This is a genomic window from Bacillus sp. mrc49, assembly GCF_002803435.1.
This window is the reverse complement of sequence record NZ_PHNG01000655.1, coordinates 21,664-42,929: the sequence shown is the minus strand read 5'-3', so window position 1 is coordinate 42,929 and position 21,266 is coordinate 21,664. Positions and strand designations below refer to the sequence as shown.

The window sequence follows — 21,266 nt, the reverse complement described above, 5'->3', positions numbered from 1 at the left end:
TCCGCTAGTTCATTAAGGCTTATCGTAGAGTTAATAAACTGTACGGGAAATCTGTTAGATAATACATATATTAAGCAAAGTGCCCATAATTTTAGGGTTGTTTTTCAAAAGCAAGTTTAAAACCAAAGACTAATAAAACAAAGCCAGTGGCTCCTTGTAAAACTTTTTGTACAGAAGGTTTTCTTATCCAATATTTCAGGTAATTTATTAAGTAAACACAAGTTAGATACCATATAAGGTTTAAAAATGCATAGGAGCATCCCATCACTAATAATTGAGTAAAATGGCCTTCTCCTGGTTTAACAAATTGGGGTAAGAATGTAAAGAAAAACACGGCGACTTTTGGGTTGGAGACGCAGGTTATAAAACCTTGGAAAAAGCAACTGTTTCTTTTTGAGTTACTTTTAATTTGTGATTTTTGACCTTCTACTTTAAGTTCGCTCGGCTTCCGTAAGGAAAGTAAAGATTTAACACCAAGGTAGATTAAATATACGGCACCAGCATACTTGAATATTGAAAAGACATAAGCCGATTGAAGGATGATTGCTGACAACCCAAATACTGCTGCCAAGATATGGAGGATTAGCCCAGAGAATGACCCAAAAACGGTCTTGACCCCGCCTTTTTTACCAAGAGAGATTGTGTTTTGAATAAGAACTCCTGCATTTGGACCTGGCATTATAATAAGTAAAAAAGACATCATTAAAAATAATAGATAATTTTCCAATTCATATCCTCCTTTTTTAATTTGGTTTAATGATGACCAATAATATCAAGGATCCAGCATAAAGAATACTTGAGCTGTCTTTTAGGGCACCTTTTTCTTAATGGACTAATTGAATTATTCTCATTTACAATCACCCCAGTTTGAAATATCTCTATTTTACCATTAATTATCAGAAAACTATGTATAAGATACTAAAAAAGGAACCTCTAGGGAGATTCCTAAATTAATCATCTTTACGGCTGAATTATTAATATTTCCTAATAGCCGTAAGCAGCCCTCGGATTTGGGGGTTTGTGCCGATTTACCTGACTTTTTCTCCTTTTAAAATAATGAAAATAATCGTTCGATGTTCTCTTCAAAGTTTTGTTGAATATTTACTTTTTTCGGTGCAATTCCATTATTCATGAGTTGCAAATGTCCAAGTACGTAACTAAGAAACATTTGTACATTTTGCTCAATCATTGATTCATCTTTTGTAATGGGTTTAATAATTTCAACTAATATGTTATGCAGCTTTTCCATTTGCTGTGAAACTGCATCGGTATCACTGAATTCAGCAAGTCCGCCAACCATATCTGGAAATGTGAGTCTGGATTGTGAATATGAAATCACGCAGAACGCGAATTTACGTAACGCGTCTTTACCTGAGTACGCTAATAATTCATGGTAAATCAATTCGACCAAGCCTTTTAGGTAGATGGCTACAACTCCACTTTTTAAATCCTCCAGATTACTTACATATCGATACATCGATTGCGGCTGAATGGATAATGAACGGGCTAACCCATTATAGGTCAGTTTATTAAATCCCATTTCGCTACTGATTTTCAAACCTTCTTCTAGCACAATTTCTCTTGATAAACTAATTCGCTTTGTCATAATTCCATCCTTCTTTATGTTTGTCGCTTGACTAACTCATACCATGAGTATATAGTTGGTGACATGAGTTAGCAAGGAGTTTTAAATATATTTTTAAAGGAGCGATTTGCAATGAGTATTCTACAGGTTAATGGTGCCAATTTATATTATGAAAAAATTGGTCAAGGTCCTGTTATCATCTTGATTCCAGGAGCTAATGGCACTGGAGATATTTATGCCAAAACAGCTGGTTTTTTACAAGAACAGTATACGGTTGTAACTTATGACCGCCGCGGCTATGGACAGAGTGAATTAACTACACCATTGCCGAAAGATGCCCAGAATCCACACAGCACTTACCGTCTTGAAACCGACGCTAATGATGTAGCTGCATTAGCAAAACACCTTACTGATGAACCGATATATATTTTGGGCAGCAGTTCCGGTGCAATTGTCGCTATGGAAACCTTGCAGGACTATCCTGAGATTGTAAAAAAAGTCGCTTTCCACGAACCGCCGATCAACACATTTTTGGCTGATTCAACAGATTGGGCAGCCATGAATGAAAAAATAGTTGAAACTTTCCAGACAGAGGGAATGGCGGCAGCCATGAAACTATTCGGCGAAGCTCTGCATATCGCTCCTATGGATGCCAAAATGATGGCTAAACCAGCTGTTTCGCTTGAAAATATAGATAACCCCGTTGTTAAAGGAATGGCCGATTGGTTCAAATATGAAATTCTCCAATACACCAGTCGTAAAATTGATTTAAACAAAATGGCAGAGCAAAAAGAAAAAATCATCTTATTTAATGGTACGGATTCAGTGGGTTCATTCCCTCAAGATGTTGTCAGAGACTTGTCCGAGAAGCTTGATTTACCTATTCACTCCATTGCTGGCGCTCATTTAGGCTATGCACAAAAGCCCCAGGAATTTGCTCAAACTGTAAAAGAAGTATTTGTTTAACGTAGAAAGGGATGAAATAGATGAACTATTCTAAAATTGATTTCCATGCTCATTATCTTTCTCCCGGGTATAAGCATTTTTTAAAAACGCAATTCAATGATATGGGGGATGGAGTAAAAACTCCAGAATATTCAATTGATTTGACGCTGGAAACTATGGATAAAACAAACATAGATTATTCGGTGATTTCAATTTCGTCACCACACATTAATACGGGAGAAATGAACAGTACGATCGAGTTAGCCGCAGAGGTCAATAACTATGCGGCTGAACAGCAGCGAAAATACCCCAAACAGATCGGCTTTTTGGCTTCTCTACCGCTTCCGCATATTGAAGCTAGTTTAGCGACGATCGAGCTAGCTCTAACCGAACAACATGCGACCGGTTTTACATTACCCACCAACTCCCGTGGGGTATACCTGGGTGACCCGCTTCTTGACCCCATTATGGAATCATTGAATGAACATCATGCCATTGTCGCATTGCATCCCAATGAGCCTGGTAAGTATGACACAAAAATTGCGGGTCAAATTCCAACTCCAATTATGGAATTTTTCTTTGATACGACACGCACTGTATTAAACATGTTGCAAAATGGGATTTTCGTCCGCTATCCCCATATTAAATTCATTATTCCACATGCTGGCGCAGTCCTCCCCATTATTGCAAGTCGTGTGAAACTGGCGCAAGTGTTGAATCCAGATTTGACCGATGAACAAGTGGATATTATGGCTGTCATGCGCTCGCAATATTTCGACGTCGCGGGTATCGTTCTTCCCCAACAACTGCCAGCCTTGCTTGACTTAGTCGACCAGGATAAGCTGCTGTACGCTTCCGACACACCGTACACACCAACCAAATTTGTGATTAGTTTGGCTGAACAACTTGAACAAACGGGTATAGTATCAGATGCAGTGAAGCAAAAAATGTTCAAAACGAATGCATATAAATTGTTGAATTTGGAATAGGTTATACGCTATTGAATAAACGAATTAGGATTTTTACTATTAGAAAAGAAAAGGGGATGTGTTTTGACTTCCAGCATCATCCCTTATACACTTGTGAACAAAAGGAAGACGATCAGATGTAAGAATCATACGTTTAAGAAGGCTGCCATATGTTCATTAAGAAAAGCCGTCCGTATGGAACAATCCTGCGCCTTTAGTTCCATAAAGAAGAAGCTGCCTTAAAGACAGCTCCGATCCTAAGCTAAAGCACCCGTTAGTTGAACAATATCTTCATTTTTTTATGATTTAAAATCAACAGTAGAAAATTTCTTTTTGTTTGCCTTAACTAAAGTAAAAGATAATATAGCTGAAATAAAGATTAGGATTGAACCGAATATATATACAGCTCGTACTCCAACAAAGTCAGCAATGAAGCCCATTAGAAAAATGGATAAACCTGTAACAGTTGATAAAAGGATACCTTGGGATGCATACACCTTTGGTAAATGTTTGGCTTGAATATTTATTTGAAATGCAGTTTGTTGAGCTACATCTCTTATTTGGTAGGCTGGACCCATTGCAACACAAAGCAGAAGAGCCAGTATAGGGTTACTCGTCAGCCCATATATTAACGTGAAAATACTAAATAATAACGAACCGATCGCCATACTAAAAATTAAGTGCTTCTGTATGGTTTTAGCTATGAACAAGGTGATTATACCCCCAAAAATAGAACCGATATAATAACTTGCATTAATAAACCCCCACCATTGTTCCCCTTGGTTTAAGGCTTCTTTTACATACACCAATGTTATTGCTCCTATCCAAATGGAACCTGCCATTCCCTCAATAACATCCATTAATGTAACCAGTCTAAGAGTTTGATTACGCCATAAAATACCCCATCCTTCATTCATTAGTGTCCATTTAGACTTATTTTCTATTTGAACTTCAACGTTATCCATAAAATATTTTGATGTAATATATAAAGCCAATACAGAAACCCAAAGCAATACTACATTAAAAGCCAAAGTTGAATTATGTCCCCAATTTATGACAGCAAAACCTGTAAAGCTATACCCAGCTATTTGAACAGATTGTGTTGTAATAGATAAAGAACTGTTAGCTTTCACAAGATTTCCTTTCGGTACAATTTTAGGTGTAACAGAATTAAGTAACGGGTTTCCCCATCCTTCCATAAAAGATATAACTAAAATAAATAATAACAGAACATAAATATGATTAGTTATAGGCAAGAAACCCAGAAGTAAGAAAGTAAGTATTATAGCCTTCAAACCTTGAAGACTCACAAGTAATTTAGAGAAAGTGAACTTTTTATAAAGTAATGGTGATGTAAGGCCAGCAATTAAATTAGCCAAGGCTTTGAATAAAGGAAATAATGAAGCCATTAATGCAGACTCAGTTTTTTGATATATAAATGTGGTAATTACCATAATGTAAATGACATCAGCTAGGGCTATGCTTGTCTTAGCAAACCAGAAACTATAAAACGGTATCCTATTCATAATATCTCCTTAATAAAAATAATTAGGTTTATATTACCATAAAAACCCATATTTGTTCTTCAACTATCCTGCCCCGATAGTTCATGAAGAAGGAATCAAAAATATCCGTCTCGATGATCCATTTTATTCAATAAATAAGCGATGTATTGAATCCGGATTTTCAGGTTGATTACGTTTCAATGTCATTTTGGAATAAACTGTTTAAAGATGGGGAGGATTAGGTAATACATAGATAGTGTTCCTTTGAACTTGTTGGAAAATTAGCTCCATGCTTTTGATTTTTTTATGAAAGGAGATATATGAATTTGGGTAAAATTAATTCTTTTGATAAGATAAAGAAATTTAGAACGATGTCAAATAGGGAATTATCTCATATTATTCAATCTAATTTATGGTATACGCCTGTTATATATGTATTCATCTCCTTTCTATTAGTAGGTGCTGCATTAACGGCAGACTATCAATATGAGTTAGGAAAAAATATGATCACTATTTATGCGGTGGATTATAGTCTTACTCAAGCCATTGTCGGTACGCTTACAGCAGCCACTTTGACATTAACTACGTTTACATTTAACTTGGTTCTGGTCGTTTTCACGACATTTTCCGGACAGTTTTCGCCACGCATGTTGAAAAATTTCATTGCAAGTAAAGCCACCCAACGTGTGCTTGGGATTTTTACAGCAAGTTTTTTCTACATGCTATTATGTTATCTATTCCTAAATAAGGATCTTGCACAATATTATTTTGCAGTACCTGTTTTAGCCACGATAATAGCCGCATTATCTATAGGAACGTTTGTCTTTTTCATTCATCATGCGGTCAATTGGCTGCAGGTTAACCAAATGACTTATGACATGAAAAAAGAAGCGTTAAGCATTGTAAAAAGTACGTTAGAAGATGAAATAGATCCATATAAAGTAAAAGATATAAGTACTATTACGGGCCAAATATCCGAGAGTAAGGAATTTACTATTACTGCAAGGAAATCTGGTTATATTCAACTCGTGGATTATATTACTATGGTTAATGAAGCTCAAAAAGATGGCATCGTTATTCGGTTGGAATATACAATTGGAAGTTATGTTTTTGAATCAACGCCTATCTTATCCTATTGGAAAAAAAACGCGAAGGAAATAGATGAACTAAAGTATCTTTCGCTTTTTAGTATCAAAAGGAGGCAATCTGAAGTTCAAGATATTGAATTCAGTATAAACAAACTGGTAGAAGTTGCGATTAGGTCCATAGGTAATTATGATCCCAAAACAGCTACAAATGCAATCTATCAAATTGGTGAGGTACTTGCTTCCATTTCACGCAAATCCAATTTTTCTAATTACTTAATAGATGAAAATAATAATCTGCGCGTGATTTTACAGGAAAGGGATTTTAATCATTATCTTTATCATGGTTTTGGTTATATCAGACATTATGCTAAAGAAAATGTAATTGTGGCAACTGAAATTTTAAAAGTGTTAGCTTTAATGGCTAAATCCCTTAATCCACGTGACTATAAAGCCATTTGGGAGTTTGGAGTGCTTACTGCAAGTGGATTCGAGAACCTTTTTTTATTTAAACTGGACCACCAGCAATTTCACCATGCGCTATCTAATCTTGCTGTTTCGACAAAGCATGAAAAAGAGTATGAAGAGTTCTTGAAACAAAGAAAAAAAATAGGATTAAATACCAATTCAACTAAACCCGAGTGATGAAATGCAACTGATCGTATATTAGTTTTGCAGCAGGAAACACCACCAGTGCACTCAGCTTGGTGGTATTTTTACTTTACATAGGCGCTAACGTACCCGTTAGTTCTATCAGACTTATCGCAGAGCCGATACAAACAGTGTGGAATGGGATGTTATCAATGAAGAGTAGAGATAAAGTGAAGCAACGGGCAGAGATGACTTGCTCAATAAAACCACCCCTCAGTATTTTGAAGAAGACAATGGGTTGCATACTTATGAATCCGAATGTCCTGGTATTTTCAGTGAAGAAGAGAAGTGAAACTATTTCAAGAATCGTAATTCATACGCTAAGGATGAATTACGAAACCTGTAACCTGTGGGGAATTTTATCTTTACAGATTATTTTTTAAAAATACAAATGGAGAAAAACGGTGGTTTATTCTTTAATTCTATATTTTTATATCCAAAAAACAGGATATTTTCTATTACTTCGTAAATTATTGATTAATAATGCCATCAGCACAATAATAATGGATCCAGTTAATACTGTCGTAAATAAATAATCCCATGTATAAGAGCCAAGTATTACAATGATTGGGTCTGCCCCAGCGGGTGGATGGGTTGTTTTGGTTAACATCATCAAACTGATAGCTAATCCCACTCCCAATGCCAGAGACCATGGTTCGTTTCCAATTAGATGATAAACAAGTAATCCTATGAAAGTTGAAATGAAGTGTCCGCCTATGATATTTCTAGGTTGTGATAAAGGGGAATTCCAAAGCCCGAAGGCTAATACACAACTTGCACCAAATGAAGCTATTAACAATGGAGTGTAAGTAAAGCGTGTCAATAATCCAAGAATAAAAATAGTAATAGCCCCACCCAAAAATCCAGTTATAACATCCTTCGTATTTACTTTCAGAGGACTCTTTCCTTTTCCCCTCATTTTCATTAGATAATGAGGGATGTTTTGTTGAGCCATTTCTTCTGGTTGCTCCTTTTTTGCTACATTTCCTTCTGTAATCAAATTATGTTCCTCCTTGCTAAAAAAAAACTATCCACTGATTATATTACAAAACTTGATATTGTAGGTGAAACAAAACCGCCTAAACCCCATGCCAATTTTAACCGAATCAACCAGTATCCGATATGATTTCCATTCAATTATATGGCCGAAAAGAGAGCTATGATCTACAGCTGATGCACCCGTTACTTCAATTGCATGAAATAATTTAACAAGAATCCTCTTCCCCTCTTCCCTAGTGGATTGAGGGATCCTTATGACAAAATTACGCATAGTTTTTTTATTTTTCGTTATAGGCGCCTATCATTCCCCACATATATAGTGATATATTGTCTTCAACAGTATATCACCTTGTTCAATTATCCTGCCCCGTTAGTGCAGCTTTCCTAACTTCTGCAGTCTTTCTTAATTTTTAATTCTGGACGATGTAAAAGGTTTATATATTGAATGATTTTCTGCATAAAAAAAGGCTGAAGTGAAAATACTTCAGCCTAAAACACCTAATATAGTAACAGGAATATTCATGTGTTTACGCATTCCTTCAGTTAGTGAATTAATCATAAAAGATTAAATGCATATCACTGTTGGTCCTTGATTTCGCAAAAAATTCTGCTTCATTTCCTCCATCAACAAAGCTGCCAATACCACGGAAAATACCACATTCGCCTCGATCTAAATATCTTACCCCTACATAATCATTATAACTGTCAGGATCATACTCCCATAATTCAACTTTTAACTTACCAGCTGGGCCCACGTAAGAATCCCGGCAAATCTTATAATCACCACCAGTAGAAGCAAACTGATCACTCTCAGCACCATTAGAAAAAAGAGATTGTTCTCCTAAGTAATCCCAGCCGCTTGCAAATGTAGCAGAAGGGAACAACAACGCAGCCGCCAATACCACGACACTCATTCTAAACTTTTTCATGATTAATCCTCCTCCCTTATTCTTACTTGGAAAATTCTTCTACATATAATATTAATCGAATTTTTTTATATTAACATCTATCCAAAGATTCACTTTTTCAGGAAAAGTTTTTTCATTATCCACTACTTCATGCAGCTTTCCCAAAAAAGAAAAAAGCCTGAAGTAGGTTCACTCCAGGTTTTTGTTCACCGAATCCTTATATAGTAAATCGACTAATCAGTAAGATTAAAAATCATCATAAAGACAGCGGCATATATACCTATTGCTCCATAGGTGGCTAAAGCCCAAAAAAGACCGGTGCCAGGAGTTTTAATAAACCTGTAGAAAATATATCCTTCGGTCAAAAAAAATAAGACAACTAAGAGTGTGGCTAGAATAGGATACACATCGAACAAACAGGTCACTCCTTCACAAGTAATTTATTTTAGTATGGTGAATGTAAAAGAACTTTATTCATAGAACGATCGCACTGCACTACATGTACCGATCCTGTCGTGTTAGTTCCATAGGAAACAGCTGCCGTAAAGACAGTGCCGATTATACGTTCCGTACCTTTTGCTTAGAAAAAAAGGCTTAGTTTAGATTTTTCACCACAGTAACTCGTTTATGAACCTTCAATGGAGATTTTCTTCATTAATCGTTTTAATTTATCTTCAGTAGCTGTTCCATCTGCTGGTGTATAGATACTGCACCTTAAGTCCATGTCCCCCTGGACTTGAAGGGAAGTTAAATTGAACAGCATCTTACCGGCTTTGGCATGTCTAAATTCAATCATCATTTCCGGAGCTTTGCTCACTTGACTTTCTTGCCATAAAGATTGAAATTCTGGGTGAGAATCGCTCATTTCTTTAATAAATAGGTTATACCATTCATCTCCTAAGTAGTGACCATAATAGGCACGGAAAATGGAAAGAAACCCCTTAACGAAATGCTCCCAATTCACAGCTAATGTTTTTAATTCTTTTCTTGTAAAGATTAGGCGGATCAAATTTCGTTGGTCATCTGGAAGTTGTTCAAAATCTAAAAATACATGAGCTGCAGCATTGTTCCAGCCTACAATATGACAATGTCGATCGGTAATGATAGTAGGACAGTACATCAGCTCGGCTAAAATTCTTTCCAAGGAAGGGCTCAGTTTTGGCTGATCCTTCTTTCGATCAATAATGGGTGATTTCACTTCTAAAGCTAAATCATATAGATACGCTCGTTCATCATTATTTAATTGCAGAGCTGTAGATATACAATCCAATACGCTTGTGGAGACCTTTATATCCCGGCCTTGCTCCAGCCACGTATACCAAGTGGTACTAACTCCCGCCAAATGTGCAACTTCTTCTCTTCGTAAGCCAGGTGTTCTTCTCCGTGTACCAGCAGGTATACCGATAGATTCTGGCTTTATTTGGGATCGCTTCGTTTTTAAAAATGAAGACAATGCGTCAAGTCTGTTTTTATCATCCATTTCTATAACCTCCATCATAGCGTTTAACCTAGTAGTCATTATACCAGGATAAACACTCACTTGTAATAGGATAACGACGAAGTATAATACAGGTATACTATTCATTTGGAGTGATGAAAAATGGAAAGAGTCGTTATTACCGGAATGGGCGTAGTCTCTCCCCTTGGAAACAACGTAGAAAAATTTTGGGGAAATCTGACCGAAGGGAAGTCGGGAATTTCCTCTATTGATACAATTGACGTCAGCAATCATAAAGCAAAAATTGCCGGAATCGTTCGTGATTTCAATGCAGATGACACTTTAGGAAAAAATGAAGCCCGCCGTCTGGACCGCTTTTCTCAATTTGCTTTGGCAGCCGCTGAACAAGCTTGGACTGATTCCAATTTAAATATGGATGAGATCAATCTTGAAAGACTTGGCGTATATGTTGGTTCGGGGATAGGGGGCATCGAAACATTTATCGAGAATGTGGATACTCTGCGGACGAAAGGTCCAAGACGGGTTAGTCCAACCTTGGTGCCAGCCATGATTTCAAATGCAGCTGCAGCTCAAATTAGTATAAGATGGAACGCAATGGGACCTACCATGTCACCTGTTTCCGCTTGTGCAATTGGAAATACCGCTATTGGTGAAGCATTCAGACTTATTCGCTATGGGGAAGCAGATGCCGTTTTTGCAGGAGGAGCAGAAGCAGCTATTACAGATTTATCTTTGGCTAGCTTTGGTAATGCTACAGCCTTATCAACGAGAAACGATGATCCAACTAAAGCCAGCCGTCCTTTTGATGTAAATCGCGATGGATTTATCATGTCAGAAGGAGCAGGAATTTTAATTTTGGAATCTTTGTCTCACGCTTTACGTAGAAATGCAAACATTCATGCAGAGGTGATTGGGTATGGTGCCAGTTCTGATGCCTATCATATGGTAGCTACACACCCAGAAGGTAAAGGAGCCTATCTTGCCATGAAAATGGCATTGAAAAATGCAAAAATTTCTCCTGAAGAGATTGATGTTATCAGCGCCCATGCAACAAGTACAGAAGTGGGCGATCGCTCTGAGACACTGGCCATAAAAAAACTATTTGAATCAACCGCGTACCAGATCCCAATAACGGCTAATAAATCCATGCTTGGTCACATGCTAGGAGCAGCTGGAGGCGTGGAAGCAATTGCTTTGGCCAAAAGTTTAAAGGAAGGAATCATTCCTCCAACCATCAACTTAGAAAATCCTGATTCATTATGCGATTTGGATTATGTACCAGGTGTTGCGCGTAAAGTGGAAATACGTACTGGTCTATCCAATTCATTTGGCTTTGGAGGTCATAATGCAGCCATCGTTTTAAAAAAATACGAGTGAATAAGTTGCCACAATGAGTTCTTATCTAACAGTAAAGACAAAAAAAAAGCCCTTTTTTCTTCTATGAAGGGCTTTTTTCTTGTTCTTGAACATGTCTTTTTACGAACGGCAAAACCCATGCCCTGCCGCCCATTTGAGAAATTTTCCCGTTATGACCCAACCTGAATGGTCGATAGTTTATTTTTCAGCTGATTATTTAAATACTCTTTGAGATTTTTCCCTTTTTATCATTCTTTTTACCCGCATTGTACGTTGTAAAATCCTCAAGGTCGTGCAGTAGATAAGAATGCTTTAAACTTTCGCCTCTTCAATTAAAGGGTGTTTTTGAGATGTGGAGTTTGCCAAGAATACACCCGCTAAAATGAGCAAAGCACCAAGATAACCTTGCATTCCCATATTTTCATACAGAAAAACAAATGCAAATACAGCTGAAAAAATCGGTTCCAGTGAAAAAAGAAAACCAGTACTTTCAGGTGATGTGTACTTTTGGGCAATTGGCTGCATAACAAAGCCATAAGCAGTGCAAATGAGTGCTAGACCGAGAATCGCTAACCAATCCATAACTTCGTTTGGTAAAGCTGGCGTTTCAAAAATGAAATTTCCGATGATTGCATAAAAGCAAGCAAATCCGAGTTGGCAGATTCCAAGCAGCAGGGCATCAACCTGACGGACAAAGCTGTTTATTAAGATGATATATATCGCATATAGCAATGCGGCGACCAAGCAATATAGCGACCCCATCGAAAAAGTTAAATCATCTTTAATAATAAGTAGAGCTAAACCAACGGAAACGATGATCACTCCATAAATGATGTTTTTATGAGGCAATTTTCGTATGAGGAATGTCCGCAAGATAGGTACCAGAATAACCGTTGAACTTGTCAAAAAACCTGCTGTAGAAGCGGTTGTCGTTTTCATTCCATACATAAGGGTAATGAAGATCCCACACAGTAAAGCTCCAACAATGGCACTATATTTCAACATGGCAATATTTGTATGGATCAATTTTTTGAAGAATATCGCCACCATCACGATAAATGCGATTCCAAATCGCAGCGCTACAGTTGTGAATGGAGAGATCGTGTCAGCACATAGTTTCATAAAGACATAAGATGTCCCCCACCCCATAGAAACAGTGACTAATAGTAAATTTGCCTGTTTTTGTGTCATAATCAGTTTTAACCTTTCGAGTAACCGATTTTTTGTTTAATTTCAGCTGCTTTCAGTTAATGTATTTCGAATTTGCGCAGCTGCGGAAAATGCATTTTTGTCTTGGATTACTTCCTCAGGCTTGTTTCCATTTCCAAGAATATATCCCGCAAATTCAATTCCCATAAAATCGAATATGTGATTAAACTGCTGAATCATAGGCAGGCCTTTAATGGTAGGTTCGTCTCCTCCAACCGCAATCACAAATGCTTTTTTGGAAGCCATCCGGTTCTTGAAATCAGGATACTTTGGGTCCCGTAAAGTTTGTGACCATCGATCGATGAAGTTTTTCATTGTCCCTGACATGCTATACCAATAAATTGGAGTAGCGAATATTAGTATGTCACATGGCAGGATCCGTTCGATTATGGAATTATACTCATCACTTCTGTCCTGAAATCCATCCTTTGAATGACGCATGTCCATGATTGGTTTGATGTTATAGTCTTTTAAGTAAAACTTTTCTGTAGTGATTCCTTCAATTAAGTATTCTGTCAAAATCTCCGTATTGCCATCGGGACGGGTCCCGCCATAGATAACTGCTATGTTCATTTATGATTTCTCCCTTCAACTATCCCCAGTTCTTTTTTTGTTGTTTCTTTATTACGTATATCTTATAGTTAATTTAATAATCGATAAAGCTAATTATTTCGATTGATTCAATCGAAAAAAATGATTACAAAGAGGCGTAAACATGGATATCAAACAATTGATTACTTTTAAACATGCCGCAGAAAATTTGAACTTTACCCAGACTGCGAAAATCTTGAATTTTGCACAATCAAGTGTAACTGCCCAAATTAAAGCTCTTGAAGATGAAATTGGCAAACCCTTATTTGAACGTCTAGGAAAACGATTGATCTTAACAGAGGCTGGTCACCATTTTAAGTTATATACAGAAAAGATGATAAGATTAAGTAACGAAGCGATTATGGCTGTGAACGTCGAAGAAGAGCCAACTGGAACCTTAATCATAGGTGCCCAGGAGAGCCAGTGTACCTATCGCTTACCTCCCATTCTTAAAGAGTTCAAGGCAGCCTTTCCCAAGGTTAAGCTCGTGTTTAAGCCTGCCATTTCTGACGAATTGGCGAGAAAACACCTTATGGAGGGTTTATTGGATATTGCTTTTATTATGGATATAAGTAAGCCTGAGGGTTCATTACGAGTGGAGCAACTAATCAAAGAGGAATTCAGGATGGTCACCGCATCAAACCATTCCAAAACATTTCTCTCACTGGATGACCTTAAGGACGAGACTCTTTTGCTTACGGAAATGGGATGTTCTTATAGGATCATGTTCGAAGAATTCCTTCAATCAGCGGGAGTATACCCTCTGGATAAAATAGAATTTAGCAGTATCGAGGCAATCAAACAATGTGTAATAGCAGGTCTAGGAGTAGCATTATTACCGGAGATGGTAGTCAAAAAAGATATTAAAGAAGGTAGAATGAAGGAACTGCCATGGAAGGGTGCCGAATCTTCCCTTTTCACCCAAATTGCCTGGCATAAGGATAAAAGAATGACTCCCCCTTTAGAGGCATTCATTAATCTAACTCGTACTATTTTTTTATCCAACGACCACTTCAGTTCATAATGTAAGGAGCTATCTCCTATACTTTTTGTTTTTTGTCATACTTTCACTTCATGCAACTGTCTTTTTGATGGTTGCTATTCATCTTAATGATCTGGCTAGGTGAATGGTATTCAGGATAGATAAATCTTTAGCGAACTGTACGAAGACAATATGCTTGATGAACCATTCCTGCCCCGTTAGCTACATAAGGAAAGGAGCTGCCATAAGCAGCTCCTTTATTACGTGGGTTTATGCTTTTATTAGATGCGCGTTATGGTACTCCATTTAAGTTTGCAACACGGTAAGCGAGCTACTTATATGTTTACGAGTCTTTTCCGTCCATGCTTGGATTAAAGGGTGACAATAATGGGACCATTTTTAGTAAGGATAATCGTATGTTCGATTTGAGCCACATAGCTTTTTTCTGTTGCATAGGTCCAATCGTCTTCTTTTTGAAATACTTCTTCTTCAGAGGTCGAGATAAATGGTTCGAATGCGATAACCATCCCTTCCTTTAATATTTCATTATCCCATGGATCATAATAATTACAAATATGGGCAGGCGCTTCGTGTATTTTGCGTCCAACACCATGTCCTGTAAGGTTTTTGATCACAGTGAATCCATGCTGTCTCGCTGTTTCGAATACTGCTTTTCCGATTCTGCTTTTTTTGGCACCGGGTTTTGCTTTCTTAAGACCTGCTTCAAATGCCATTTTAGCAACTTCGCATAATTTCGTTAATACCTCTTCTCCTTCTCCTGCTACAAATGAGATTCCTGTATCTGCGAAATAACCGTTCTTTGAAGCAGATACATCTATATTCACAAGATCCCCTTCCTGAATAACCCGTTGACCAGGAATACCATGTGCCACTTCATCATTAACACTGATGCACGTATAGCCAGGAAAATCATATTCACCTTTTGGAGCTGAAACTGCACCTGCTTTTTCCAAAAGTTCTCCAGCTATATCATCAAGTTCTTTGGTCGTAATGCCAGGAATTGTTCTTTGTACCAATTCATCTCTGATGGAGGCAATAATTTTACCGATTTCCTTCAAACCATTAAAATCTTCTTCTGTTTTTGCTATCATTTTTTACCTACCTCATTATCTTTTATCATCAATAACCTATATACGTATTAATTGTACCTTAATTTTATCGAAAAATAAAAGCACTGTAAATTATTCGGTACAATACCCTAAGCTTGAAATTTTTCTTCGATCAAGGGATTCATATACCAATAACGTGTTTATTCCCCTCCTCCATTTTTTCTTGTTCAACTGGAAGTGTTAGAAACTTAGTCATAAAAGCACCGACTAAGAATAAAATGGCGAAAATCCACATGACTCCACCTACACCTAAAGGACCAATAAAGATTCCAACAATAGCAGGTGCTATAAACCCACCTAATCCTCCACCTAAGTTTAGAACCGACATAGCTGCTCCTTTATCTTGTGGCGCTAATGAAGTGACAACAGCTGTGAGGGGAACATACCCAGCCACTGTTGCTCCACACAAACCCATGGCAAGTAACATCATGAAATAATTATGTCCGAACAGTTGTGGTGTGTAATAAACGGTTAATGTTCCGACCGCACTACCTACACCACCTATCCAGGCAATCGTTGTTCTCCAACCGATTTTATCACTCAATGCTCCAATAATTAGGTTGAAAATAATAGCTACAGTAAATAAAGAACCATATAATTTAAGCCATTCACTCGTAGAAAAACCATACTTTTCAAGGTATGTCGGTAAGAACACGGCAAATCCCACTAAAGTAAGACCATTAATCGCTTTTATAACTCCACAAAGTGTAACTTTTGGGTTATTAAACATAATGGTAATTCCTTTTAGAAACTCTGCTTGTATGTTACCACTGCTTACTTTTTTTATCTCTAACGTATCTCTATTGACAACCAGCGCCAAAATCCCACCCAGCGTCACGAAAATTAAACTAGTCCATAAGGTGTTAATATGGCCAATCTTTGGAATCACTAAACTAGAGTAAAAGGGGCCAATTACACTCATTCCAAGTGAGAACACAAACCAGAACCATCCTACGGCAGCTGCTAGTTTAGCTTGAGGAGAACGATAAGTAATCCAAACTAAGAAGCCATAAGCAAATAATGGATACCCGAACCCTCTTATAATATAAAAGGTTAGCATTAGAGGATAATTTAATGGGATGACACCTAAACCAATAAATAAGATGGAACCGATTACAAACAAACAAAAGCCAATCAGCATGGTTCTCTTAGGTCCCAATATTTGCACAAAGACGCCTGATAACCATGCTGAAATCGCTGTACCTATTCCATATACAGAAATCATCATAGAAGCACTTTCTATCGAGAGCCCTTTCTCAATTACATAAGGGGAAATCCATCCTTGTTCTAACCCATCTCCAATCATGAATATGATAATGCCTATATATCCCCAAATTAGTTTGGATGGTATTCCTATCTTATTTAATATATTTTGTTTTTCTGTCACAATGTTTAAGTTTACATCACTCATTCTTAATCACTCCCTACCCATTTTGATTTTACTTAGACATGAATTAAGCGTTTTCATTTCAATCTGTAAAAAAGTTGGTTCAATAGAGATTAGCTCACTGATCTCTATTGACATCAACAGTTAATGTACAGCTACTTTACTTGTTTGCAAAGCATCCATGATCATCTGAAAAATCAATAAATCTTTTTTATAATCCTCAGGAGTAGTTTTAATATCACCATCGCCTGTCAGTGCATGATATAACGTTTCTAATTCAATCGTATAAGGATCTTTATAAGTTGGACGAATGACCGTTTCTTTAAATTCATCACCAAGGGTTTCATTTACGATTAATTTAATGGGTAAACTTTTAATATAAGGCGTATCATATTCTACACGTACAGACTTTGTTTCACCATATACCTCCAAGTGGGCATCGAACCTTCCTTGCCCGTCAATTCCTGTTTCATAGGTTACATTAAAATTTTCATATTCAAACAATGCATTTAAAAATAATCCTTTTGCGCTAGCGCCCACTACACCTTTAGGCATTCCTAAAGCTTCACGCATGACTGAAAGATCATGACTACCAAGTCCACCTAGTAATCGATAGATGCCAGCGGTTTTTTCATCCACTTCACCAATTGCTTCGGTAATCAGTTTTTTTGCACGTTCTTGCTTATCAATACCTGCTGCTTCAGGAAAATCTGTAAATCTCTGTGGATTTGTACCTGACTGATTAACAAAGAATGCATTTGGACCGATAATGTCGCGTACTCGCGCATAGACAACCTTTTCTAAACCGCCAATTTCCTTAACGGCTGCTTCGAAAGCAGGAGCATATCGTCTCATATAGCCAACCATAATTTTGACATTATTTCTGTTTTTAGCTTCAATAACAGCATCTGCATCAGCCATTGTTAGCGCCATAGGTTTTTCAATTAACACGTGTTTTCCTTCGTTCGCTGCATCTACCGCAACTTCTGCATGGTATTCATCACTATTCAGGACAAATACCACGTCTAGATCTTGCTGTTTCACCAGATCTTTAGCTTCCGTATATAAATTTCCCACTTCATATTTTTTCCCATTGTAAGCTAACGATTCTTTTGAAATGTCACATAGTGCAGCAATACGGAATTTGTCCGGCATTGCTGCTAAAATTGGTAAATGGACTGTTTGTGCTACTTCCCCTGTTCCAACAATTCCAACGTTCAATACTTTATTCATCTTGTATCTTCCTCTCTTGTCTTCTTGTTAAGTTAAATGAGGCAGGAGGATTTGTTATGCCCACCACATCACACTTGCTTGCTGGCGAATATTAATCGATTTTAAATTATCGACTGCCCGCATAAAGCCTTCTTCTACAGACATTAATCCATCCTCATGTTCAATACTTACTGTATAGTCATATCCATATAGTCTTAAGGCACTTAAAATATTTGACCATTCTTCTAATCCATGTCCACATCCCACCGAACGGAACGTCCATGCTCTTGTCTGTAATTCTGTATAGGGTTGCATATCGGTTAATCCATACATATTAATATTGTCTTGATCTAAAGAAATATCTTTGGCATGGAAATGATGAATGGCTTGTTCTTTTCCTAAAATCTTAATGGCAGCTACCGGATCAATTCCTTGCCACCATAGATGACTGGGATCTAGGTTCGCCCCTATTGCGTCACATGTCAACTCACGTAGCTTTAATAACGTATAGGGTGAGTGAACAAGAAAACCACCATGTAGTTCTATTCCAATTTTCACATTCAAATCTTGAGCGAATGCTCCCCATTTTTTCCAATACGGAACTAACTTTTCTTCCCATTGCCATTGCAAAATATCATGATATTCAGTTGGCCATGGGACTACCGGCCAGTTCGGAAATTTAGCATCTTCATGATCTCCGGGTGTTCCAGAAAAACAGTTCACTACTGGAATTTCTAGTAATGATGCTAATCTTACTGTCTTTTCAAAAGCCTCATGCGATTGGGTTGAAAAATTTTTATCAGGGGAAAGAGGATTTCCATGACAACTTAATGCACTTACCTGCAGCCCGCGGGAGTGAATTGCATGCATATATTCGTTTCTTTTTTGTTCACTTTTTAAAAGGTCATCAAGTGGACAGTGTCCATTCCCTGGATAACCTCCTGTCCCAATCTCTACTGTATCCAATCCGGCACGTTGGACCTCATCCAACATTTGTTCAAAAGACTTATCAGAAAATAAAACACTAAACACTCCTAATTTCATTTCTGGTCCCCTTTTCGTCTGTCTAGCTGTATTTTTTTAAAAAGTAAAAACGTTTTCATTAAGTAAATAAAACATTAAATCTTTATTTATAGTGAATGTATTTATAAAATAATATTAAATCTTAAATTTTCTTCAAATATAGTGTAAACGTTTTTATTTTATACCGTTGTAAACGTTCTTTTATCTTCTTTCTTAAATTCTACTGTTTTTCCTGTTTCAGCTGATTCATAGATTGCTTCTAATATTCTTGTTACCATATAAGCTTGCTCAGGGGTTACTACTGGATCCTTATCTTCTAAAATAGCATTAATCCACTGACCGATTTCACGATCTGCTTCTGTTTCTTTTTCGGGGGAGATATACGCAATACCAGCTGCATTCTGTAATTTGGTTTCAACAAGGTTTCCGTACATTTCACCATTAAATACTAGTTCATCTGTATCGGTTTCCCTATTTCTACGCATCTCTGCGCCGCCTTTTGTTCCAGATAATGTAGTCATTGCTTCACGCTCATCTAATGTATTAAGCGCCCACGCTGCTTCTAAATAAATCGTTGCTCCATTCTTCATTTTAATGAAGGCAAATGCCGATTCTTCTACATCAAATGTTTCAGGATCCCACGGACCAAATGGATTTGCTTGATTTTGATGTCTTAATTTGTTATGAGTGACACCTGTAACCGACTCTACTTCATAGTTATTCATGCACCAAAGTGTTAGATCTAAGGCATGCGTACCAATATCAATTAATGGACCTCCACCTTGAAGTTCTTTATTCATGAATACACCCCAAGTTGGAACACCGCGACGACGAACTGCATGAGCTTTAGCTACATAAATGTCACCTAAATCCCCTTTTTCACACGCTTCTTTCAGTAATAAGGAATCTTTCCGATAGCGGTTTTGATAAGCAATCGTTAATTTCTTTCCCGTGCGATTTGCTACATCCAACATTTTCTTTGCTTCTTGCGAATTAATAGCCATTGGTTTCTCACACATCACGTGTTTACCTTCATTAAGCGCCGCTATAGCCATGGGTGCATGAAACAGATTAGGTGTACAGATATGAACAACATCAATTTCTTTATCTTTCACGAGTTCATGATAATCTGTATAAACCTTTGCGTTCTTGTTGAAACTTTCTGCTACAAAACGTGCATTCTGCTCGCTTCCATCACAAAATGCAACTACTTCCACTTTATCACTTAATTTTTTTAGAGCAGGTAAATGTTTTTGTACAGCAATCGCTCCACATCCAATAATTCCGACTCTTAGTTTATTCATACTGTATCCTCCAATACATTTTCCATCAATGCAGATAAATTTTTATAACTAATCTCGATACTTTCCAATTCATCTCTGAACGTTGCATCTTGTTCTACAATGATATATTGAGTATTTGTTGAACTTTTTGCTGTACGGATGATAGTCGCAATATCCATTACACCTTCCCCTGTTTCCGTGAAGTTTTCAGCGACAACAAATGATTGTAACTTTTCTAATGTAATTTCGCTCTTTTCATTAATCATTTCAAAAATGTTAGCTTGTTCAACAGAAGCCGGCAAGTCTTTTTGATGAATAAATTCACAACGACTACCTAACTTTTTAAGATAAGCATTAACATCAATGCCAGCCCGTAAAGCCCAATACGTATCCAATTCAATTCCTACTAGATCAGGATCTGTATTTTCTAATAGGATATCTAATACATATTCACCATTAAAGCGTTGATACTCATGAAAATGATTGTGATAATAGAGTTTCATTCCATGTTCTTTCAACTGCTTTCCATAACGGTTTAAAGTTTCACTAAATGTTTTTGCAGCTTCATAATCTTTAAAAAATACAAGAGGAATAATTACTTTTTCACAACCAATTTCTTTATTATAATTAATTACTTGTTCCCATTGAGACTCGTCCGTAACTAAGACATGAGTAGCTATAATATTTAAACCAGCCTGTTTTGTCATGTCTTTCAAATCTGATGCTTTTAGTTCTCCCATTCCAAAAATGTCTTCTCCTGAAAAATCTACAGGAACTTCAATATGCTGATAACCAATTTCAGCTATCTTTTTTAAAGTCGGTAGGCGATTATTCATAAAACTTTTTTTCGCTGAAAATAATTGTAATCCAATTTGCAGGGACATCCGTAACATCTCCTCATTCAATTGTTTTTTAAATTTTCAATAATATAAACGTTTACACAATTATTGTTATTCACAATTAACTATAAGCGTTTAAATAGGTAATA

General features: G+C 37.0%; 19 protein-coding genes. 5 read left to right on the top strand and 14 right to left on the bottom strand.

All coding sequences use genetic code 11. The features are described from left to right. Positions 1-91 precede the first annotated feature (91 nt). Entirely contained in the window at positions 92-727 is a 636-nt protein-coding gene (locus CVN76_RS08975; protein ID WP_100530977.1) for a LysE family translocator, read from the bottom strand. Positions 728-1,048: 321 nt separating this feature from the next. Continuing rightward, entirely contained in the window at positions 1,049-1,606 is a 558-nt protein-coding gene (locus tag CVN76_RS08970) for a TetR/AcrR family transcriptional regulator (protein WP_100530976.1), read from the bottom strand. A 111-nt stretch (positions 1,607-1,717) separates the two neighbouring features. Between CVN76_RS08970 and CVN76_RS08965 the strand changes: the two genes are divergently transcribed. After that, a complete protein-coding gene (locus tag CVN76_RS08965) occupies positions 1,718-2,551 on the top strand; it encodes an alpha/beta fold hydrolase (protein WP_100530975.1) in 834 nt (277 codons plus the stop codon). 20 nt (positions 2,552-2,571) lie between these two features. Next, on the top strand, positions 2,572-3,519 hold the full coding sequence (locus CVN76_RS08960; RefSeq protein ID WP_100530974.1) for an amidohydrolase family protein: 948 nt from the start codon (positions 2,572-2,574) through the stop codon (positions 3,517-3,519). Positions 3,520-3,797: 278 nt separating this feature from the next. Here the strand turns inward: CVN76_RS08960 and CVN76_RS08955 are convergent, their stop codons facing one another. Then, on the bottom strand, positions 3,798-5,024 hold the full coding sequence (locus CVN76_RS08955) for an MFS transporter (RefSeq protein WP_100530973.1): 1,227 nt from the start codon (positions 5,022-5,024) through the stop codon (positions 3,798-3,800). Between the two features lie 305 nt (positions 5,025-5,329). On the opposite strand from CVN76_RS08955, the gene CVN76_RS08950 reads away from it, so the two are divergent. Beyond that, a complete protein-coding gene (locus CVN76_RS08950) occupies positions 5,330-6,733 on the top strand; it encodes a DUF2254 domain-containing protein (RefSeq protein ID WP_232732145.1) in 1,404 nt (467 codons plus the stop codon). A gap of 436 nt (positions 6,734-7,169) precedes the next feature. On the opposite strand, the gene CVN76_RS08940 is transcribed toward CVN76_RS08950, so the two are convergent. From CVN76_RS08940 to CVN76_RS08925, 3 genes are all read right to left on the bottom strand, one after another. Further along, a complete protein-coding gene (locus CVN76_RS08940; RefSeq protein ID WP_100531041.1) occupies positions 7,170-7,694 on the bottom strand; it encodes an HPP family protein in 525 nt (174 codons plus the stop codon). Between the two features lie 595 nt (positions 7,695-8,289). Next, positions 8,290-8,667: a hypothetical protein gene (locus CVN76_RS08935; protein WP_100530971.1), complete on the bottom strand. Its 378-nt coding sequence runs from the start codon at positions 8,665-8,667 to the stop codon at positions 8,290-8,292. Between the two features lie 604 nt (positions 8,668-9,271). Next, positions 9,272-10,126 (bottom strand): helix-turn-helix transcriptional regulator, encoded by an 855-nt coding sequence (locus CVN76_RS08925; protein ID WP_100530970.1) that lies wholly within the window; start codon positions 10,124-10,126, stop codon positions 9,272-9,274. Positions 10,127-10,246: 120 nt separating this feature from the next. On the opposite strand from CVN76_RS08925, the gene fabF reads away from it, so the two are divergent. Then, positions 10,247-11,482, top strand: a complete 1,236-nt coding sequence (fabF, locus tag CVN76_RS08920; protein ID WP_100530969.1) for a beta-ketoacyl-ACP synthase II — start codon at positions 10,247-10,249, stop codon at positions 11,480-11,482. Between the two features lie 291 nt (positions 11,483-11,773). Here fabF and CVN76_RS08915 read toward each other — a convergent pair whose 3' ends face one another. Next, positions 11,774-12,652 (bottom strand): DMT family transporter, encoded by an 879-nt coding sequence (locus CVN76_RS08915; RefSeq protein WP_100530968.1) that lies wholly within the window; start codon positions 12,650-12,652, stop codon positions 11,774-11,776. Between the two features lie 42 nt (positions 12,653-12,694). Further along, a complete protein-coding gene (locus CVN76_RS08910; protein WP_100530967.1) occupies positions 12,695-13,243 on the bottom strand; it encodes a flavodoxin family protein in 549 nt (182 codons plus the stop codon). A gap of 142 nt (positions 13,244-13,385) precedes the next feature. Between CVN76_RS08910 and CVN76_RS08905 the strand changes: the two genes are divergently transcribed. Further along, complete coding sequence (locus CVN76_RS08905) at positions 13,386-14,285, top strand: LysR family transcriptional regulator (RefSeq protein ID WP_100530966.1); 900 nt, start codon at positions 13,386-13,388, stop codon at positions 14,283-14,285. Between the two features lie 329 nt (positions 14,286-14,614). Here CVN76_RS08905 and map read toward each other — a convergent pair whose 3' ends face one another. From map to CVN76_RS08875, 6 genes are all read right to left on the bottom strand, one after another. Beyond that, on the bottom strand, positions 14,615-15,355 hold the full coding sequence (gene map, locus CVN76_RS08900) for a type I methionyl aminopeptidase (protein ID WP_100530965.1): 741 nt from the start codon (positions 15,353-15,355) through the stop codon (positions 14,615-14,617). Positions 15,356-15,494: 139 nt separating this feature from the next. Then, on the bottom strand, positions 15,495-16,784 hold the full coding sequence (locus CVN76_RS08895) for an MFS transporter (RefSeq protein WP_100530964.1): 1,290 nt from the start codon (positions 16,782-16,784) through the stop codon (positions 15,495-15,497). A gap of 120 nt (positions 16,785-16,904) precedes the next feature. Beyond that, positions 16,905-17,993, bottom strand: coding sequence for a Gfo/Idh/MocA family oxidoreductase (locus CVN76_RS08890; RefSeq protein WP_100530963.1), 1,089 nt, complete (start codon positions 17,991-17,993; stop codon positions 16,905-16,907). Between the two features lie 54 nt (positions 17,994-18,047). Next, positions 18,048-19,016, bottom strand: a complete 969-nt coding sequence (locus CVN76_RS08885; protein ID WP_100530962.1) for a sugar phosphate isomerase/epimerase family protein — start codon at positions 19,014-19,016, stop codon at positions 18,048-18,050. Between the two features lie 158 nt (positions 19,017-19,174). After that, positions 19,175-20,299 (bottom strand): Gfo/Idh/MocA family protein, encoded by a 1,125-nt coding sequence (locus tag CVN76_RS08880; RefSeq protein ID WP_100530961.1) that lies wholly within the window; start codon positions 20,297-20,299, stop codon positions 19,175-19,177. After that, complete coding sequence (locus CVN76_RS08875; RefSeq protein ID WP_157805609.1) at positions 20,296-21,162, bottom strand: sugar phosphate isomerase/epimerase family protein; 867 nt, start codon at positions 21,160-21,162, stop codon at positions 20,296-20,298. The genes CVN76_RS08880 and CVN76_RS08875 overlap by 4 nt, the downstream gene beginning before the upstream one ends. Positions 21,163-21,266 lie beyond the last annotated feature (104 nt).

What these genes read in the sequence shown, in the direction of transcription:
- CVN76_RS08970 (WP_100530976.1), bottom strand. Translation starts at nt 1,606, where the DNA reads ATGACAAAGCGAATTAGTTTATCAAGAGAAATTGTGCTAGAAGAAGGT.
- CVN76_RS08965 (WP_100530975.1), top strand. Translation starts at nt 1,718, where the DNA reads ATGAGTATTCTACAGGTTAATGGTGCCAATTTATATTATGAAAAAATT.
- CVN76_RS08960 (WP_100530974.1), top strand. Translation starts at nt 2,572, where the DNA reads ATGAACTATTCTAAAATTGATTTCCATGCTCATTATCTTTCTCCCGGG.
- CVN76_RS08955 (WP_100530973.1), bottom strand. Translation starts at nt 5,024, where the DNA reads ATGAATAGGATACCGTTTTATAGTTTCTGGTTTGCTAAGACAAGCATA.
- CVN76_RS08940 (WP_100531041.1), bottom strand. Translation starts at nt 7,694, where the DNA reads ATGGCTCAACAAAACATCCCTCATTATCTAATGAAAATGAGGGGAAAA.
- CVN76_RS08935 (WP_100530971.1), bottom strand. Translation starts at nt 8,667, where the DNA reads ATGAAAAAGTTTAGAATGAGTGTCGTGGTATTGGCGGCTGCGTTGTTG.
- CVN76_RS08925 (WP_100530970.1), bottom strand. Translation starts at nt 10,126, where the DNA reads ATGGATGATAAAAACAGACTTGACGCATTGTCTTCATTTTTAAAAACG.
- fabF (WP_100530969.1), top strand. Translation starts at nt 10,247, where the DNA reads ATGGAAAGAGTCGTTATTACCGGAATGGGCGTAGTCTCTCCCCTTGGA.
- CVN76_RS08915 (WP_100530968.1), bottom strand. Translation starts at nt 12,652, where the DNA reads ATGACACAAAAACAGGCAAATTTACTATTAGTCACTGTTTCTATGGGG.
- CVN76_RS08910 (WP_100530967.1), bottom strand. Translation starts at nt 13,243, where the DNA reads ATGAACATAGCAGTTATCTATGGCGGGACCCGTCCCGATGGCAATACG.
- CVN76_RS08905 (WP_100530966.1), top strand. Translation starts at nt 13,386, where the DNA reads ATGGATATCAAACAATTGATTACTTTTAAACATGCCGCAGAAAATTTG.
- map (WP_100530965.1), bottom strand. Translation starts at nt 15,355, where the DNA reads ATGATAGCAAAAACAGAAGAAGATTTTAATGGTTTGAAGGAAATCGGT.
- CVN76_RS08895 (WP_100530964.1), bottom strand. Translation starts at nt 16,784, where the DNA reads ATGAGTGATGTAAACTTAAACATTGTGACAGAAAAACAAAATATATTA.
- CVN76_RS08890 (WP_100530963.1), bottom strand. Translation starts at nt 17,993, where the DNA reads ATGAATAAAGTATTGAACGTTGGAATTGTTGGAACAGGGGAAGTAGCA.
- CVN76_RS08885 (WP_100530962.1), bottom strand. Translation starts at nt 19,016, where the DNA reads ATGAAATTAGGAGTGTTTAGTGTTTTATTTTCTGATAAGTCTTTTGAA.
- CVN76_RS08880 (WP_100530961.1), bottom strand. Translation starts at nt 20,299, where the DNA reads ATGAATAAACTAAGAGTCGGAATTATTGGATGTGGAGCGATTGCTGTA.
- CVN76_RS08875 (WP_157805609.1), bottom strand. Translation starts at nt 21,162, where the DNA reads ATGTCCCTGCAAATTGGATTACAATTATTTTCAGCGAAAAAAAGTTTT.